The organism is Actinoallomurus sp. NPDC050550 (genome assembly GCF_040655075.1).
Classification (GTDB): domain Bacteria; phylum Actinomycetota; class Actinomycetes; order Streptosporangiales; family Streptosporangiaceae; genus Actinoallomurus.
In genome coordinates this window covers 90,123-105,735 of the sequence record NZ_JBFAJC010000012.1, presented here as the reverse complement: position 1 = coordinate 105,735, position 15,613 = coordinate 90,123, and the positions used below count along the sequence as shown (strand labels likewise).

Sequence of the window (15,613 nt, the reverse complement as noted above, 5' to 3'; positions counted from 1 at the left end):
CGATGCACGGTCGCGATTCGGGTGCCCTCATGGGTCCGACCTCCGTCGTCTCGCTCGTGATGGCCCGACGGTAGGCCGCGATATCACGCCGATCCTCCCCCGACCGAGGGGGTTACAGAGTGATTTACGACTCGATATGCCATTTGTCATCTTCTATCTATGCTTCGCCTATGGGCGAGAGGAACCGGCCGCTTCGGATCGTGGTGATCGACGACCACGAGATGGTGCTCGAAGGTCTCAAGGCGCTTCTGGCGCGCTTCCACGGCCGCGTACGGATCGTCGGGCAGGCCGTCAGCGCCGACCGCGCCGAGTCACTGGTCGCCGCACTGGACCCCGACGTCGTCGTCTCCGACGTGCGCCTGCGCGGCGCCGTCAGCGGACTCGACCTGTGCCGGCGGCTGGTCGAGGCCGATCCGGCGCGGCGGGTCGTCCTGCTCAGCGCGTACGACGACGAGCAGTACCTGTTCCAGGCCATGCGCGCCGGCGCGGCCGGGTACCTGCTCAAGTCCATCGACGGGGAGAGCCTGGTCCGCCAGCTCGAACTCGCGGCGGAGGGCCAGACGACGGTCGACCCGACGATGGCCGGTCGCGCGGTCGCGACGGCCGCACGCCTGCAGGCCGGGGAGTTCTGGCCCGGAGCGCACCTGAGCCTCACCCAGCGGGAGAGCGAGGTACTCGGCCTGCTCGTGGCCGGACTGTCCAACCGCGCGATCGCGGCCCGGCTGGTGCTCAGCGAGGAGACGGTGAAGAGCCACGTACGCGCCATCCTCCGCAAGCTCGACGTCGGCGACCGGACCAGCGCCGTCGCGGTCGCCCTGCGCGAAGGCATCTTCCGATGACCGGGCACGGCCTCGGCCTGGCCGACCTCGAACGCGAGAACGCGCTGCTGGTCGGCATCGTCGAGGCGATCTCGGCCGGGCCGGAGCTGGATCAACTCGCGGCCAAGGTCGTCCGCCTCATCGTGGCCGCGACCGCCACGGACGTGTGCTTCCTGCACGTCCTCGACGACACGGACCGGTCGCTCACGCTCGTCGGCGCCACCCCGCCGTTCGACCAGGAGGTGGGCCGGATCCGGCTGCCGCTCGGCGAGGGGGTGACCGGGTGGGCGGCAAACCGACACCAGCCGGTGGTCATCGTGGAGGACAAGGAACGCGACCCGCGCTACCGGTACTTCCCGCAGCTGGGAGGCCACGACTTCACCTCGATGGCGGCGGTCCCCATGGCGAGCGGCCCCGGCGGCGTGGTCGGCGTGCTCAACGTGCACACCCGCGCGCGCCGCGACTTCACCGACCGGGACGTGCGGCTGCTGACCTCCATCGGCAGCCTCATCGCCGGTGCCGTGCACCAGGCGCGGCTGCACCGCCGGCTGGCCGCGCGCGAGCGGGCGCACGAGCGATTCACCGAGCAGGTCGTCGCCGCACAGGAGGCGGAACGCCGCCGGCTGGCCGCCGACATCCACGACGGCATCACCCAGCGGCTGTGCAGCCTGCGCTTCCACCTCGACGCGGCGGCCGACGCGCTGGTCGACGCCTCCGCGTTCGCCGCCGCGCAGCTCGTACGGGCCCGTGAACTGGCCGACCTCACCTTCGACGAGGCGCGGGCGGCCATCAACGACCTGCGTCCTCCGGTGCTGGACGACCTCGGCCTCGCCGACGGGCTGGCGAGCCTGGCGCGGACCATCACCGGGGTCGAGGTCACCGTCGACGCCGACGAGTGCCGCCTGCCCGAACACGTCGAGATCGCGCTGTACCGCATCGCCCAGGAGGCCCTGCAGAACGTCGTGAAGCACGCACGGGCGGCGAGCGTCCGGGTACGACTGCGGCGTGCCGACGACGTGGTGACGCTGCGGATCACGGACGACGGACGGGGCATCCCCGAGGACGTTCCGCCGCCCGGCGACGGGCCGAGCGGCGGCTACGGGCTGAGCAGCATGACCGAGCGCGCCGAGCTCATCGGCGGCAGCCTGGAGGTCCGCTCTCCTCCGGGCCGGGGCACGACGGTCGAGGCCCGTATCCCGGTCCCGTGACCGGCAGCCCCAGGAACCTCCGAGGCGGCGCAGCCGCGCGACGTGGGCTGGGACGGCGGGCCAGGTCCGTCATCTGCCGGATCTCCCTCCAGATGAGCCGGTCGCGGTGTGGGACCGTGCCCCGGCCGCTCGCGGCTCGCCGGCGAGAGCACTGCGCCGCGGCCGACCGAGGACGCACGTCCCCGGGTACGGCCCGCGGCCCCGACGACCGCGAGTACATCCCGCGCGGCCGGGGCACGGATGCCGGCGACGCCTCCGCCGGGAGCCCATGGACGGATGACGGCGCCTTCCCTCCGGACGATAGGCGCGTACGACGTGGGTCCGGCTCCCCCGACCGGTGGATCGCCCGGGTGAACTCGGTCCGTAGGGGCGGTCTCGGCTCAGACGTCACAGCTGACGGACATCTGACCGTGCCGGCGGCCGGTCTTCGACGTGATGGCGGGTGCTGTGGCCCGCCGTCCACGGCCGGAGCTTCTCGGGGTTGCGTACGGCCCAGATGCGCGTGATCCGGTCGCCCGCGATGTCGAACGCGTACACGGTCACGGTGACGCCGTCCTGCTGGGCGACCAGGCCGGGCTGACCGTTGACGGTACGCTCCAGGATCGTCAGGTCGGCCAGCCTGCCGACGAGATCGACGAGGCCGCGCGCGATCTGCTCGGCGCCTTCGACCGGGCGGCGCACGGTGGTGGCTAGGCCGCCGCTGTCGCCGGTTGCCGTGACATTCGGGTCGAGGAGGCCGATGAGGGCGTGGATGTCCTTGGCTTCCCAGGCCTGCTTGAAGTTCCTGACGATGGCGGCCTGCCGGGCGGTCGGGGGCGCGGGTGTCCGCGAGGTGCGGATGCGGCGGCGGGCCGATGAGGCCAGTTGGCGGCAGGCCGCCGGCGTACGGCCGACGATGTCGGCGACTTCGGCGAAGGGATAGCGGAAGACGTCGTGGAGGATGAAGGCGACGCGTTCGGCCGGGGTCATTGATTCGAGTACGACGAGGAAGGCCATGTTGATCGACTCGTCGAGGGTGACGCGGTCGGCCGGGTCGATGGTGGCGCCGCCCGCCCGACCGCCTGACCACTCCGCGGGTTCGGGCAGGGGCTCGGGGATCCAGTCGCCGACGTAGTTCTCCCGTCGGGCTCGTGCCGAGCTGAGCAGGTTGAGGCAGATGCGGCCGGCGACCTTGGTCAGCCAGGCGCCGGGGGATTCGATGGCTTGCCGCTGCTGTGAGGACAGGGTGTACCAGCGGGCGTAGGTCTCCTGCACGGCGTCCTCGGCTTCGGCGAGGGAGCCGAGAAGCCGGTAGGCGAGGTTGACCAGCTGACGCCGCTCGCTCATGAGCGCGCTCAGGCTCGGGTCGGGTCGGCCGTCTCCCGGCTCGGAAGGGGTGATCATGGTGTCGCCGGCTCCCTCGGTCGCGTCTGTCCTCACCGGTTCGACAAGACAGCGCCCCTAAACGTGACGTTGGCGCCCCGCCTCACATTCCGAGCGCCTTTGTTGTCGGACTGGTGAGACACCATCCAGCACGCAGGAAGGAAGACTCGCCATGTCCACACCAACGATGACCGACACGACGACGGAGCAGGACGGCATCCAGTCGCGTCTGCCCAACCTCACCCAGCTCTTCCCCGAGGTGGCAAAACTCTCCGGAGCCGTGCGTAACGCCGTCCGGAACGGGCCGGTTCCGCAGACCACCATCAGCCTGATGCTGCTCCGCGCCGCGCAGATCATCGGCAGCACCTACCACGCCATCTCGTTGACCGACAACCTCCGCAAAGCCGGGGAAACAGAGAAGCGCATCACCGCCGCGGCGACATGGCAGGACGCCCCCTACTTCACCGACGCCGAACGGGTCGCGCTGGAACTCGTGGAGGCCGTCCTCACCCCGAACCCATTCGGGGAACGCGTCTCCGACGAGCTGTTCGCCAAGGCATCCGCACTCTACGACGACGAGGCGCTCTGGACGCTCACCATGGCGATCGGCCACTTCTGCTTGTTCGCCCCGGTCGCTCTCATCGGCAAGCCGATCCCTGGTAGGCCCATCGGCAAGAACTACAGCAAGTAACGCCAACTGGCTCAAGGTGAGTCGCTGCCGAGCGTCGGAACGCAGATCTCCCGTACCGATATGCGGCCCGGCGACCACACCGGGTTTCTCGGCCGGGGCACGGCGGGCGCCGCAGGCCACGTGCGCTGGACCGCCTACCGCTACGACAACATCCGCTGACCGTTCGTACCGACGGCCCTGGCAGGCGCCGGGGCCGTCGCCGCCGGATGGCGGGTGACTCCGGCGAAGGCCGACCCGGGTAGCGTTCGGCAAATGCAACGTGATCAAGTGATGGAGGCCTTCAACGCGGAGGCGGAGCGGCTTTCGGCGGCGATGCGCATCCTGGGCGAGGATGAGTGGTCGCGGCCGACGGCGTGCGAACCGTGGACGGTACGGGAGCTGCTCGGCCACGTGATGGTCGCCATGGCCTGGCTGCCGGGCATGCTGGACGGAGATGCCCCGCCGCAGGCGACGGTCTCCGCCGTCGACTACTACCGGCACGATGCTCGTTTCTCACCTGAGACCAACGATCGGCGCATCGAACTGGCCCGCGAGCGCGCGGCGCAGGCACCCAGCGGGAAGGACATCGTTCAGGAGTTCGACGACGTCTGGACAACGGCGGCCCGCCGGTGCGAGACGGAGCCTGACGACCGCGTGGTCCGTACGCGTCACGGTGACCCCATGCTGCTGACCGACTTCCTGGTCACGCGCGTGGTCGAGGTGGCCGTGCACGGCTTGGACCTCGCCATCGCGGTCGGACGCCGACCCTGGCTGACCGAGTCCGCCGGCGATCTCCTCACCCGGATGCTCCTTGGGCCTCGCGGGTTCGAAGAAGTACGCCGCCTGGGCTGGGATCAGGTGACGTTCCTGTGCAAGGCCACCGGCCGGGAGCCGATGACCGACGCGGAGACCGCCGAGGTAGAGCGCGCGGGCATCCGCTGGCTGAGCCTCGGCTGAGAGCTTTGGCGAGGCCTCGGCGCGTGGAGCCGCTCAGCCCGCCGATGGCTCACGGGGTGCGTCGGCTTACGGCTTCTGGTCGTGAATCAGCCCTGCCGATCGAGCAGCGCCCATCGCCGTCACGATTCGGGCAGCAGGCCACGGTCAGGTCGATGAAGTTGCCGCCGCGCAGCCACCAGGCCCAGACGACGTCGTTGCCCCGGGTTAATGCGTCGAGGGCGTTCGCGGCCATCGCCTCCAAGGTCGGGGCCGCCCGCTGCTGTTCGAGGTGCATCCGGGAGTCGGCGATGTCGGTGTACTGCTGCGACAGCCAGGCGACCGCGTCGGCGGGGTCGTCCCAGGTTCCCTGGATCATCCGGGCCGGGCGTGCGAGCCAGGCGCAGGTGGCCTCGGGTGGGACGGTGGCGGTCTGGAACTCGGCGGTGCCGGCTCGTCGCGCGTCGTCGAACGGTTTGATCGCCTCGCCGGGGCCGCGATACAGGTATCCGTGGAAGTGCACCAGTGATCATCCTTATCCTCGTGGGGGGCGTCCCCCCGACTCCCTTTCGGGGGGACGCCCTTTCACTCACGGCATGACGGCGATCTCGACGCAGGCCTCACGCTCGATGTGCCTGGCGGCCTGCAACGCCCGGCTCTGCTCGATCAGCCAGTCGATACCGACGGCGACCGCCGCCGTCCAGGCCCGCAGCTACTCGTCGATCTGATCCTCCCGCGGGTGAAGGCGCACGGCCCCGCGCACGTGGAGACGCCGCCGAGCGTCGCGGGAAGCTGCCGCAACGACCGGCTCGCCGCATCGGTGGCGGCCACGCACAGCGCCACGACGCCGCACGGAGTGCCGCGGCTGTCACCGGCCGACGCCGTGGACGCCTTCGAGGGGGCGATCACCGCGCCGAAGTCGATCTACCACATTTTCCACCACCTCCGTCGTCGCCGGTATAGCCGCCGCACCGGCGCGTGGCCGTGCGCCACACCGCTTCGTTCGTCTAGTTGTTCCTCCGAAGGATGCTGCGGCCTTCAGTCCGGGGAGGGATTCGGACTCCGCCAAAACCGTCCCGACCCAGCCGATACGGCCTAAAAACGGAATTCACCGCAATTCGACAAAGCGCTTTACGTGCACGCATGTCATCTGTAATTTCGCGGTCATGCGGACGGCGTACAAGTGCCGGGCCTACCCGGACCCCGAACAAGCGGCGGTGTTCAACCGCACGTTCGGTTGTGTGCGCCTGGTGTGGAACAAGACCCTCACCGAACGTCACGCTGCGTATCACGAGCGGGGCGAAAGGACCTCCTATAAGCAGACCGACGCTGCGTTGACCTCGTGGAAGAAGACCGAGGACCTGGCGTTCTTGTCCGAGGTCTCCTCCGTCCCGCTGCAGCAGACGCTGCGGCATCAGCACGCGGCGTTCGCGAACTTCTTCGCCGGCCGCACCAAATACCCCCGCTTTAAGAACCGCAACTCCCGGCAGACCGCGCACTACACCCGCTCGGCGTTCCGCATGAACAACGGCGAGCTGTCCATGGCCAAGACCCAGGCACCGCTGCGGTTCGTATGGTCCTTCGACGACGCCGAGGTGTCCACGCTCAACCCCACCATGGTCGTCATCTCCCGCGACACCGACGGCCGCTGGTACGTCACGTTCGCCATCGACACCGAAACACCCGAGCCCATGGACGAGGAAGGGCACGCCATCGGCGTCGACCTCGGGATCAAGGACTTCGCGGTGACCTCTGACGGGGAGCGGATCGCCAACCCCCGATATCTGGAGCGCAAGGCCCGCAACCTGGCCCGATATCAGCGGCGCATGGCCCGCTGCGAGCGCGAGAGCATGAACCGCCGTAAGGCCAAGGCCAAGGTCGCCCGCGCTCACCGCAAGGTCCGCAACGCCCGCGCTGACTTCCTGCACCGCACCAGCACCAACCTCATCCGCAGGGCCGACACCATCGTGATCGAAGACCTCGCGGTCACCAACATGGTCAAGAACCGCGCTCTGGCGCGCGCCATCTCCGACGCGGGATGGGGTGAGTTCCGCAGGCAACTGGAGTACAAGGCCGAACGCGCCGGACGCACGCTCGTGGTCATCGACCGCTGGTACCCCTCCTCCAAGACCTGCTCGGCCTGCGGGCACCTGCTCGCCAACCTCAGCCTTTCCACCCGGCACTGGACGTGCCCGGGCTGCCGCACCCGCCACGACCGGGACATCAACGCGGCCAAGAACATCCTTGCGGCTGGTCGAGCCGTAACCGGGCAAACCCCCGGTGATGCCTGTGGAGCTGGTGTAAGACGGCAAGGGCCCTCCCTTCCGCAGTCGGCACTGAAACAGGAAACCCGCGCCGCGAGGCGCCCGGCCTAGGCCGGATCAGCCGCACGGCCGATGGGAATCCCCCTCCTTCAGAAGGGGGAGGAAGTCAAGAACCCACCTCCCTTCTGGAGTCCATCCGCACTGGCGGCCGTGCGGGGCCTTATCGCTGCGGCGGGGTCGGGCGCGGCCAGGTCTCGGCGATGGCCTGACGGAACTCGGCCAGGACCTGGCCGTACAGTGCCCAGCGGTGCTCCTCCAGCTCTCGCTGGGTGCGACCGCGGATCTTGTACTTGCCGGAGGCGGAGACGGCGACCCACTCCCCCGTCAGCGGGTCCTCCTGCACGCTGAACCCCGGAATGACCGGGATCGGCCCCGGGTGGGTCATCGGCCGAACCCCGCGATCTCGGCCGGGGTCAGGGTCACCCCGGGCTTGGCGAGGACGGCATGGACCACCTTGTCCGCGCCGCCGACCTCGACCCAGACCAGGTCGGCCACGGCCTCGCTGATCAGCATCCCGCGCCCGTTCGTGTCGGTGAGATCCGGCTGCTTCTTCGTCGGCAGCACGCCGGGATAGGGATCGCGGACCCGCAGACGAGCCCACCGCGCGTGCGCCTCGACGGCGAGCCAGATTCCCGGCTCGACACCGAGCGACGGCGCCTCCAGCGTCCGGACGCACCGGACGGCGTTGGTGACCAACTCGGACGTCACCAGCTCGACGTTGTACACGAAGTCCGGATCAGCGGGCCCAAGCCGCCCGCGAACCATCCGCCGAGCATCGGCGACAGCCTCGGGTACCGGCTGAATCTCGACCCAGGCTGGGCCGAGGGGCTGAACGTGCACACGCTCGATGTCCCTCGGTGCGCCTGGCACGTACTGCGTCATGGAGGACTCCCCGGAGGTGGGAGTGGGCCACTACTTGTAGTAGCCATCTGGATACGGTGCGCTCAACTATCCTCCACGCATTGTGTAATTGCAATTGGGTCTTTGTTGTTGGGGTTTTTCTCCAGAACTGTCCGGCCAGCGTGACCACTGGCCTACGATCAGTGACCGGCCAACTCCACGGAAACTGGGGAGAGGACGACGAACAGATGGCTGACGCCCGGCACAGCCCGACCGTCCGACGACGCCGTCTCGCTCGCGAGTTGCGCAAGCTCCGAGAGGGGGCCGGGCTCACCGCCGATCGGGTGACACGCAAACTGGAGTGGGCCGACGGCAAGGTCAACCGGCTGGAACGCGCCCTGGCCGTCCGGCCACGCGTCTCCGACATCAAGGCGCTGCTCGATGTCTACGACGTCGCCGACGAGGCCCGGCGCGAGGCGCTGTTCACCCTCACCCGCGAGGCACGTCAGCGGGGATGGTGGACGGCATACGGTGCTCTAGAGGACAACTACGTCGAGTTCGAAGCAGAAGCAACGAAGATCTTCAGCTTCCAACCGCTGGTCATCCCCGGCCTGCTCCAAACGCCCGCCTACGCCCGCGCTCTGCACCGCGGCTGGCTCATGACGGATGAGCAGAAGATCGAGCGCCTGATCCAACTCCGCATGGAGCGACAAAAGATTCTGGACCACGAGCAGCCACCATTCCTCTGGGCCGTCATCGACGAATGCGCCGTGATCCGGTCATTCGGCTCCGCAGACGCCAAGGCGGAGCAACTCCAGCGGCTGATCGACACGGAACGCCTGGAGCACATCACCGTCCAGATCATGCCGATGACCGCCGACCCGCATCCGGGTCTATCCGGCTCGTTCGTGATCCTGGACTATGAGGAAGATCCCAGCCTGGTGTACCGCGAATTCCGGCCAGAGTCCCTCTACATCGAAGGCCAGAAGGAGGTCGAAGAGCGTCGGCGGGTCTTCCAGCATCTGAGCGCGACCGCGCTTGGACCGAACGAGTCAATCACCTACCTCAGGCGATTGGCCGAGCAAAGTGAATGAGGTAACACACCGTGTCCCAGCCGAACGAGGTCTCTACTTGGCGCAAGAGCAGCCACTCCCAGGGCCAGGGCGGCGGAGATTGCGTTGAAGTGGCCGTCGTCGCCGGCCAAGAGCAGATCAAGCGCTGACCTACGGGAGAACTGAACGCCTCAGCGTGCTGTCGCTGGGGCGTTCTGCGTTTCCAATCGACCGGGGCCAGGAGCCGCTCGCAGACGGTCTCGGCGGACCGTCACTCCTCACGCTCGATCGGTGCGGACAGGATCCGCTGTAGTTCCTCGCCAGCCTCCAGAACAAAACTAGAGAACGTCGCGAGCAGTGCGGCGGAGCGCCGCCTCGCCGACCAGGACGAGGACGAGGATGAGGAGCGCGACGGGCACCAGGTACGGCAGGGGCCCGTGCATCATCGCGGAGCGCAGCCAAGGGTCGCCGAGCCGGAAGGCGACGCCTGGCAGGCAGCCGAGGGTCGCGACCAGGGCGCGGGCGAGCTGGATCCAGTCCAGCCGGGTTGCCGGGTACAGCGCGATGACCGGGAAGACCAAGGCCTCGTACCAAGGATAGTAAACCGGCGTGGTGACGACCCATGCCGTGCAGATCGCCAGCGCGGTACCCAGCCAGGGGGCCCTCTCGCCCAGACCGTACGGGCGGGTGCGCAGGAGAAGCGTTGCGACCGCGACGGCGAGCACGAGGGACGCGAGTGACAGCCATGACGGTAGTCGGCCGATGAGCGGGATGAGCAGCTGCCACGGCGTGTTCCACGACGGCGACTCGCTCCTCCGGGTCGACGCCGTGATCCCCGCGGTGCCGATCACCGCGTACCCGGTGACGAGGACGGTGATCGCGCCCGAGCCGAGAGCGAGCAGGGAGCGCGGCGCGCGTCGTACGGCCCAGGCCGCTCCGGCGCCGAGCAGCAGATAGGGCGCCTTCACCGCAGCGGCGGCGCCGAGTAGCAGGCCGGCAAGGCCGCTTCGGAGGATCGCCGGGCCGGCCACCGCGAGGCCGGCCACCGCGAAGCCGACCGCGAGCCCGTCGACGTGCGCCCCGCCGATCAGGGCCCACAGCATGAGCGGGTTGAGCGTCCACAGCAGGTGCACGCGGACCCGCCGCGACCGGTCCGGGCCCGCGAGCCGGTCGAGCGCGAGCGCCGCCGCGAGGAACGCCATGGCGTTCCAGATCTTCAGCCAGAACACCGTCGAGGTCGCCGAGCCGCCCGGCATCTCCGATGCCGCCCATTCGGTCGCTGTCGCCAGCGGTCCGTACACCGACGGGATGTCCTGCCACGGTTCCGGCGCGAGCGCGCCCACCGGGTCCCCCTTCGCACGGAACTGCCGGGGCGTCATGACGTGCGGGTTGTAGCCCAGTGCCGCCATCCGGCCGTACACGACGTAGTCCATCGTGTCGGTCGTCCCCATCGGCGGGGCGATCACCAGCACCGCGATCGCGAGCGATCCGACGGCCACGAGCCGACCCGGGCATGGCCGCCAGCCCTGGCGTACGGCCAGCAGCCCGGCGGTGAGGCCGGCCACCCCGCTGATCATCGCGGACCACAGGATGCCCGTGACCCACAGGTCCGAGTCGGGTGTCCAGCGGAGCCGCGGGAAGAGGCCGTCGCCGTCGAGCGGCGGAACGGTCGCGGGGAACCGGTACAGGCCAACCAGCGCCATGAACGCGATGCTGAGGCAGAATCCGGTGATCGTGAGAATTGAGAGGACGCGCGGGACCCATGAGGTTTTGGGATCCATCATCAGGCGAGGCACAATACGGCCTCCACATGAACCCGGGTCGAGGAAAAGGCGGCCGTGGTCGAACGTCTTACCAATCGGTGCCGGAGGCTCGCCGTCCGCTACCACGCGACCGTGCTGGTCGCGGCCATCAACGAGTGGCTGTGACCAGCACCGTCAAAAGCGGTGGTTAACGGATGCCGAGTGAGCCAGAGTGACCGGGTGACGACATCCGACGCAGAATTCCTCTCCGGCCTCGCGCTGTCACGCATCCTCTACGAGGAGGCGGTACGGCCGATCCTGACTCAGATGTATCCGGAGTTGCCGCATGCCGCCGCACTGGTAGGCGCGGGCTCGGAAGTCCTGGGGTTCGACACTCCCCGATCGACCGACCACGACTGGGGGCCACGGCTGCTGCTCTTCCTCACCCCGCAGGACGCGGCGGCGCACGGCGCCCGCATCCACCGCGTATTGGCTGAGCGGCTGCCCAAACAGGTGCGCGGACGCCCCACGCACTTTCGGCAGATCAATGATCAGGTCGGCCATATGGAGCCCACCGACGGCCCGGTGAACCACCGAGTGCTCACGCTGGAGGCCGGCTCGTGGTTGACCGGGCACCTCGGGGTCGATCCGACATCAACCGAGCCCACGCTCGGTGACTGGCTGGCCATGCCGCAGCAGCACCTCGCCGAAGTCACCGGCGGGGAGGTATTCCACGACAGCCTGGGCACACTCACGATGGCCCGGAAGCGACTGGCCTGGTACCCAGACCAGGTGTGGCGGTACCTCCTGACCTGTCAGTGGCAGCGGGTCTCCCAGGAAGAGGCCTTCGTGGGACGCTGCGCGGAGGTTGGGGACCCCCTGGGGTCTGCGGTCGTCGCCGGACGCCTCGTCCGCGACCTCATGCGACTGTGCCTGCTCCTGGAGCGCCGGTACGCGCCCTACAGCAAATGGCTCGGCAGCGCGTTCCAGCGACTGCCAGTGGCCGAACGGCTGACCCCGTCCCTCCAGGCAGCCTTGGCGGCGACACAGTACCGGCAACGGGCCAAGCACCTGTGCGACGCCTACGAGACCGTGGCCACGCTGCACAAACGGACCGGCCTGACGGCACCCCTGGCCGCGACCTGCCGGCCGTACCACGGCCGCCCGTATCGGGTGCTGTTCGCCGAACGTTTCGCGAACGCGCTGGCGGAGACGGTCACCGATCCATACTTGCGCGCCCTTCCACGGATCGGGAGCGTCGATCAATGGGCCGACAACACCGACTTCCTGGGCTCGCAGGAGCTGCCACGGGCTGTCGTCGAGACACTTCCCTGAACCGCTTCGTCGGCACTTTCGCACCACCCCCTAGTGCTCCCGCCCACCACCGGGCCTTGGGCGACCCACAGACGGCCAAGGGCGCCGACGGCGTTGACCGGATGCGGATACCTGCCTTCTGCCAGATACTTCGATCATGACTGTGCTGGAGACGGATCGGCTCATGATGCGACCACTGACGGGCGAGGACTTCGCCGATTACGCCGCGATGCTGGCCGACCCGCAGGTCTCGGGAGGGCTGGCGGAGAGTGTCGGTACCTCACCGGCTGATGCTTGGCGAAGTCTCGCCATGTTCATCGGGCACCGGGAGATCCGCGGCTACTCCCACTGGGCGCTGGTGGAGAAGGCCACAGGCCGGTTCGTAGGGCGCGCCGGGCCCTGGCAGCCGCACGGGTTTCCGGGGCTGGGGGTCGGCTGGTGCCTGGCACGAGAACACTGGGGAAAGGGCTACGCCACGGAGGCGGCCCGCGCTTCTGTGAGCTACTGCCTCAACGAGTTGGGCGCACACGAAGTCATCTCCGTCATCCTGCCGGGCAACTCCCGTTCCATATCCGTCGCGGAACGGATCGGCCACCGCCACCTGCGCGACATCCAATACCGCGGCCAGACCGTCCACCTCTACGGCCAGGGTGTGAGCTCGACCTCTCGATGAGACTCTCACCTACATCATCACGGTCAGTCCCCGGGCCCGATCGGGGTGGACAGGATCCGCTGCAGTTCCTCGCCGGCCTCCTCTGAACCGGCGTCCCACAGCCGCTGCAGCTCGCGCAGGTCCCCTGCTGAGACCGCGCGGCGGGTGAGCAGTTGCCCCGCCCGTTCGCAGCCCTCGTCCAGCAGTTCGTTCAGTTCGTCCAGGTCACCGCGGGCATCGGCCAGGTCCGCCAGCCGATCCAAGGCGGCTTCGTTGCCCTCGTCGGCCAACGCGCGCAGAGTGTCCCGATCCGGGGTCATGCTCACCATGGCCCCATGCTGCGACCCTGCCCTTAGGGCAAGGTCAAGTGCGGGAGTATGAGCAGGTGATAACCATCGGCCGGCTCGCCCGGTACGCCGGTGTGACGATCAAGACGATCCGGGTCTACCACGCCAAGGGCCTGCTGCCCGAGCCCGAACGCGACTCGTCCGGCTACCGGCGCTACACCGCCCGGCACGCCATCGACCTCATCAAGATCCGCACTCTCGCCGACGCGGGAGTCCCCCTCGCCCGCATCCGGGAACTGCGCGCCGCCCCAGACGCGGACCTCCGCCAGGCCCTCCACGACGCCGACGCCGAACTCACGGCTCGCATCCGCAGCCTTCGCCGAACCCAGAAACGCCTGCGACGTCTCGCCGCCGGCGACACCGACCTGCTGCCCCCTGGAGTCGGCGCCCACCTGGACCGGCTGCGCGAGTTCGGGTTCAGCCGCCGCTGGGTGGAACTGCAGGCCGACCTGTGGGTCCTCGTCTTCGCCACCCACCCGGAGACGGCGGCCGAGTTGCTCCACGACCAGGCACAATCCGTCGCCGACCCCGCCCTACGGCAGATCTTCCTCGACTACGACCGCGCCCACGACCTCGACCCCCACGACCCCTTCATCGAGGAATTGGCAGGTCGCATGGCCGACGCCACCCGAGACCGATATGACCTCGACAACCTGCCAGGGCAGGACACCGACTCCGACATCCCCGCCCTGATCCAGGGGACCGTCAACGCCTCGTCACCGGCATGGCAGCGACTCGACGCCCTTGTCCGCCAACGGCTCTAACGTGGGGATCGAGTGGCGGTGACCCCGCTTCCTCGCTCTTCCGTCGCCTCGTCGCACCGCAACCGTAGCGGCCTGGTGGGTCGTGGTCAGTTCGAGTGCGTACCTCCTGTCGTCGTTGTGGGGGCGGGCCTGAGCAGCCGGCTCGCGGCTGCGGCGGCCAGGGCGGCCGCGGCGGCGATTAGCAGGCTGGTGCGTCGCCATGGGCCCTTATCGAGCAAGGCGGCCCGTGCCCTGACCGATGTTCCGCTGCCCGAAACGGGGCTCGGCCACCGCGGTGATGGTGTCGCTCCGCGTTACCTCCGACGCGGAGCCATGCGAGACCGTCAGGGCAGCAGGATGACCTTGCCGAATTTGCCCGGACCGGACAGGCGGGCGTAGGCGTCCGCGAACAGGTCGAGCGGGAAGGCCGCGTCGACGGGTACCCGCAGCCGCCCCTGCGCCAGCAGGGGCACCACGGACGTCTGCACGGTGGCGGCGAGCAGCGCTTTTTCGGCGTGTGAGCGCCCGCGGATGGTCGTGCCGATCAATTGGGCCCGCGCGAGCATGAGGTCGAACATCCGCAGCGGCGCCGTGGTGCCGGCCTGGACCCCGACGACGAGCACCTTGCCCCGGCTGCGGAGCAGGGCGACCCGCTGCAGGCAGTCCTCGCCGCCGACCAGTTCCACGATCACGTCGTACGGCGCGTGCGCGGCTTCCTGGCCGGGAGTCACGACGTCCACTCGGCCGTCCGGGGCGAGTGCCTCCACCCGGGCATGGAGTTCGGGCCGTCGCACGCTCGCGATCGCATGCGCCCCGGAGACCGCGGCGACCTGCACCATTGCCGTGCCCACCCGCCCGCCGCGCCGTTGACCAGCACCCGGTCGCCGGCGCGGACCCCCGCCTGGGTGACAAGGGCGTCCCAGGCGGTGCTGAACGCCTCCGGGAAACCGGCGGCCTCCTCCCACGGCAGGCCCTCCGGCACCGGCAGCAAGAGATCGGCGGGCACCGTGATCCGCTCGGCGTGGCCCCCGCCGCCGACCAGTGCCATCACCCGATCCCCGGGCACAACCCCCGTGACACCGGCTCCGACCTGCTCGACCTCACCTGCGACCTCCAGGCCGGGCACGTCGGCCGGCCATCCCTGCGGCGCCGGGTAGTCCCCCCGTGCCTGCTGCAGGTCAGCGGCGTTGAGTCCAGCGGCCCGCACCCGGACCACCACGGCGCCCGGCCCCGCGACCGGCTCTGGACGCTGCTCCAGCCGGAAGGTCCCTTGGGAATCGATCACCACGGCTCGCATGATCGCAATGTAGACCCGCAGAGGAGCCCAGGAAGCCGGCATCCTCGACCTCGCATGGGCGCCCGAAGACGTCCTGATGTTCGTCAGCCAGATCGCAACCTCCTGGGCCGGCCAGACCGGCCTCGGCCCCGACGGCAAAGACCGCGACGCCTTCCTGGCTGCCCGGCGGGCCGCGATCGTCGCTGCCGTCCAGCGGCTCTTTCCCGCCGCGACCAGCTGATCTGCCCGCGTCGCGTTAGAGGCAGGTCGCGGTCGGATGGCGGCTTGTTCGCTGCGCCTCCTACCTGGACAGCGGGTCACGCACACGGCGG

19 protein-coding genes and 1 pseudogene are annotated in these 15,613 nt (G+C 69.2%); 12 read left to right on the top strand and 8 right to left on the bottom strand.

Going from position 1 to position 15,613, the window contains the following annotated elements; translation table 11 throughout:
• The first annotated feature begins 170 nt into the window (after positions 1-170).
• Together AB0I04_RS18865 and AB0I04_RS18860 are read left to right on the top strand one after the other, a co-directional pair.
• Complete coding sequence (locus tag AB0I04_RS18865; protein WP_360885968.1) at positions 171-839, top strand: response regulator transcription factor; 669 nt, start codon at positions 171-173, stop codon at positions 837-839.
• Positions 836-2,026: a GAF domain-containing sensor histidine kinase gene (locus AB0I04_RS18860; protein ID WP_360885966.1), complete on the top strand. Its 1,191-nt coding sequence runs from the start codon at positions 836-838 to the stop codon at positions 2,024-2,026. The genes AB0I04_RS18865 and AB0I04_RS18860 overlap by 4 nt, the downstream gene beginning before the upstream one ends.
• 387 nt (positions 2,027-2,413) lie before the next feature.
• Here AB0I04_RS18860 and sigJ read toward each other — a convergent pair whose 3' ends face one another.
• Positions 2,414-3,445: an RNA polymerase sigma factor SigJ gene (sigJ, locus tag AB0I04_RS18855; RefSeq protein ID WP_360885964.1), complete on the bottom strand. Its 1,032-nt coding sequence runs from the start codon at positions 3,443-3,445 to the stop codon at positions 2,414-2,416.
• Positions 3,446-3,560: 115 nt separating this feature from the next.
• On the opposite strand from sigJ, the gene AB0I04_RS18850 reads away from it, so the two are divergent.
• Both AB0I04_RS18850 and AB0I04_RS18845 read left to right on the top strand, forming a co-directional pair.
• The gene (locus AB0I04_RS18850; RefSeq protein WP_360885962.1) at positions 3,561-4,079 is read left to right on the top strand and encodes a carboxymuconolactone decarboxylase family protein; all 519 of its coding nucleotides are present in this window, start codon (positions 3,561-3,563) and stop codon (positions 4,077-4,079) included.
• A gap of 252 nt (positions 4,080-4,331) precedes the next feature.
• Positions 4,332-5,015, top strand: coding sequence for a maleylpyruvate isomerase family mycothiol-dependent enzyme (locus AB0I04_RS18845; protein WP_360885960.1), 684 nt, complete (start codon positions 4,332-4,334; stop codon positions 5,013-5,015).
• A gap of 49 nt (positions 5,016-5,064) precedes the next feature.
• Here the strand turns inward: AB0I04_RS18845 and AB0I04_RS18840 are convergent, their stop codons facing one another.
• Positions 5,065-5,514 (bottom strand): hypothetical protein, encoded by a 450-nt coding sequence (locus tag AB0I04_RS18840; protein WP_360885958.1) that lies wholly within the window; start codon positions 5,512-5,514, stop codon positions 5,065-5,067.
• A 73-nt stretch (positions 5,515-5,587) separates the two neighbouring features.
• On the opposite strand from AB0I04_RS18840, the gene AB0I04_RS18835 reads away from it, so the two are divergent.
• Together AB0I04_RS18835 and AB0I04_RS18830 are read left to right on the top strand one after the other, a co-directional pair.
• A complete protein-coding gene (locus AB0I04_RS18835; RefSeq protein ID WP_360885956.1) occupies positions 5,588-5,719 on the top strand; it encodes a hypothetical protein in 132 nt (43 codons plus the stop codon).
• Positions 5,720-6,157: 438 nt separating this feature from the next.
• Positions 6,158-7,366, top strand: coding sequence for an RNA-guided endonuclease TnpB family protein (locus AB0I04_RS18830; RefSeq protein WP_360885954.1), 1,209 nt, complete (start codon positions 6,158-6,160; stop codon positions 7,364-7,366).
• Positions 7,367-7,475: 109 nt separating this feature from the next.
• Here the strand turns inward: AB0I04_RS18830 and AB0I04_RS18825 are convergent, their stop codons facing one another.
• Both AB0I04_RS18825 and AB0I04_RS18820 read right to left on the bottom strand, forming a co-directional pair.
• Complete coding sequence (locus AB0I04_RS18825) at positions 7,476-7,700, bottom strand: hypothetical protein (protein WP_360885953.1); 225 nt, start codon at positions 7,698-7,700, stop codon at positions 7,476-7,478.
• Entirely contained in the window at positions 7,697-8,197 is a 501-nt protein-coding gene (locus AB0I04_RS18820) for an ATP-binding protein (protein WP_360885951.1), read from the bottom strand. Before AB0I04_RS18820 ends, AB0I04_RS18825 begins: the two co-directional genes overlap by 4 nt.
• A gap of 56 nt (positions 8,198-8,253) precedes the next feature.
• Between AB0I04_RS18820 and AB0I04_RS18815 the strand changes: the two genes are divergently transcribed.
• Positions 8,254-9,249, top strand: a complete 996-nt coding sequence (locus AB0I04_RS18815) for a helix-turn-helix transcriptional regulator (protein WP_360885949.1) — start codon at positions 8,254-8,256, stop codon at positions 9,247-9,249.
• Between the two features lie 11 nt (positions 9,250-9,260).
• Positions 9,261-9,377 carry a DUF397 domain-containing protein gene (locus AB0I04_RS18810; RefSeq protein ID WP_360885947.1) on the top strand — a complete coding sequence of 39 codons (117 nt, stop codon included), beginning with the start codon at positions 9,261-9,263 and terminating at the stop codon, positions 9,375-9,377.
• Between the two features lie 168 nt (positions 9,378-9,545).
• Here AB0I04_RS18810 and mptB read toward each other — a convergent pair whose 3' ends face one another.
• Entirely contained in the window at positions 9,546-10,910 is a 1,365-nt protein-coding gene (gene mptB, locus AB0I04_RS18805) for a polyprenol phosphomannose-dependent alpha 1,6 mannosyltransferase MptB (protein ID WP_360885945.1), read from the bottom strand.
• 279 nt (positions 10,911-11,189) lie between these two features.
• Here mptB and AB0I04_RS18800 point away from each other — a divergent pair, with 279 nt between their 5' ends.
• Together AB0I04_RS18800 and AB0I04_RS18795 are read left to right on the top strand one after the other, a co-directional pair.
• Complete coding sequence (locus AB0I04_RS18800) at positions 11,190-12,284, top strand: DUF4037 domain-containing protein (protein ID WP_360885944.1); 1,095 nt, start codon at positions 11,190-11,192, stop codon at positions 12,282-12,284.
• A 136-nt stretch (positions 12,285-12,420) separates the two neighbouring features.
• Positions 12,421-12,936 carry a GNAT family N-acetyltransferase gene (locus AB0I04_RS18795; RefSeq protein WP_360885942.1) on the top strand — a complete coding sequence of 172 codons (516 nt, stop codon included), beginning with the start codon at positions 12,421-12,423 and terminating at the stop codon, positions 12,934-12,936.
• A gap of 23 nt (positions 12,937-12,959) precedes the next feature.
• Here AB0I04_RS18795 and AB0I04_RS18790 read toward each other — a convergent pair whose 3' ends face one another.
• Positions 12,960-13,244, bottom strand: a complete 285-nt coding sequence (locus AB0I04_RS18790) for a hypothetical protein (protein WP_360885940.1) — start codon at positions 13,242-13,244, stop codon at positions 12,960-12,962.
• Between the two features lie 38 nt (positions 13,245-13,282).
• Between AB0I04_RS18790 and AB0I04_RS18785 the strand changes: the two genes are divergently transcribed.
• Positions 13,283-14,026 carry a MerR family transcriptional regulator gene (locus AB0I04_RS18785; RefSeq protein WP_360885937.1) on the top strand — a complete coding sequence of 248 codons (744 nt, stop codon included), beginning with the start codon at positions 13,283-13,285 and terminating at the stop codon, positions 14,024-14,026.
• Positions 14,027-14,349: 323 nt separating this feature from the next.
• On the opposite strand, the gene AB0I04_RS18780 is transcribed toward AB0I04_RS18785, so the two are convergent.
• Together AB0I04_RS18780 and AB0I04_RS18775 are read right to left on the bottom strand one after the other, a co-directional pair.
• Positions 14,350-14,844, bottom strand: coding sequence for a zinc-binding dehydrogenase (locus tag AB0I04_RS18780; RefSeq protein ID WP_360885935.1), 495 nt, complete (start codon positions 14,842-14,844; stop codon positions 14,350-14,352).
• The gene (locus AB0I04_RS18775; protein WP_360885933.1) at positions 14,733-15,302 is read right to left on the bottom strand and encodes an alcohol dehydrogenase catalytic domain-containing protein; all 570 of its coding nucleotides are present in this window, start codon (positions 15,300-15,302) and stop codon (positions 14,733-14,735) included. The genes AB0I04_RS18780 and AB0I04_RS18775 overlap by 112 nt, the downstream gene beginning before the upstream one ends.
• A 34-nt stretch (positions 15,303-15,336) precedes the next feature.
• On the opposite strand from AB0I04_RS18775, the pseudogene AB0I04_RS18770 reads away from it, so the two are divergent.
• A pseudogene (locus tag AB0I04_RS18770) lies at positions 15,337-15,522 on the top strand (hypothetical protein); the annotation flags it as partial.
• Positions 15,523-15,613: the final 91 nt, after the last annotated feature.

Bases quoted from the DNA above. Each gene is read 5' to 3' on its own strand.
- AB0I04_RS18865 (WP_360885968.1), top strand. From the start codon at position 171: ATGGGCGAGAGGAACCGGCCGCTTCGGATCGTGGTGATCGACGACCAC.
- AB0I04_RS18860 (WP_360885966.1), top strand. From the start codon at position 836: ATGACCGGGCACGGCCTCGGCCTGGCCGACCTCGAACGCGAGAACGCG.
- AB0I04_RS18850 (WP_360885962.1), top strand. From the start codon at position 3,561: ATGTCCACACCAACGATGACCGACACGACGACGGAGCAGGACGGCATC.
- AB0I04_RS18845 (WP_360885960.1), top strand. From the start codon at position 4,332: ATGCAACGTGATCAAGTGATGGAGGCCTTCAACGCGGAGGCGGAGCGG.
- AB0I04_RS18835 (WP_360885956.1), top strand. From the start codon at position 5,588: ATGACGGCGATCTCGACGCAGGCCTCACGCTCGATGTGCCTGGCGGCC.
- AB0I04_RS18830 (WP_360885954.1), top strand. From the start codon at position 6,158: ATGCGGACGGCGTACAAGTGCCGGGCCTACCCGGACCCCGAACAAGCG.
- AB0I04_RS18825 (WP_360885953.1), bottom strand. From the start codon at position 7,700: ATGACCCACCCGGGGCCGATCCCGGTCATTCCGGGGTTCAGCGTGCAG.
- AB0I04_RS18820 (WP_360885951.1), bottom strand. From the start codon at position 8,197: ATGACGCAGTACGTGCCAGGCGCACCGAGGGACATCGAGCGTGTGCAC.
- mptB (WP_360885945.1), bottom strand. From the start codon at position 10,910: ATGGCGCTGGTTGGCCTGTACCGGTTCCCCGCGACCGTTCCGCCGCTC.
- AB0I04_RS18795 (WP_360885942.1), top strand. From the start codon at position 12,421: ATGACTGTGCTGGAGACGGATCGGCTCATGATGCGACCACTGACGGGC.
- AB0I04_RS18790 (WP_360885940.1), bottom strand. From the start codon at position 13,244: ATGGTGAGCATGACCCCGGATCGGGACACTCTGCGCGCGTTGGCCGAC.
- AB0I04_RS18780 (WP_360885935.1), bottom strand. From the start codon at position 14,844: ATGGTGCAGGTCGCCGCGGTCTCCGGGGCGCATGCGATCGCGAGCGTG.
- AB0I04_RS18775 (WP_360885933.1), bottom strand. From the start codon at position 15,302: ATGCGAGCCGTGGTGATCGATTCCCAAGGGACCTTCCGGCTGGAGCAG.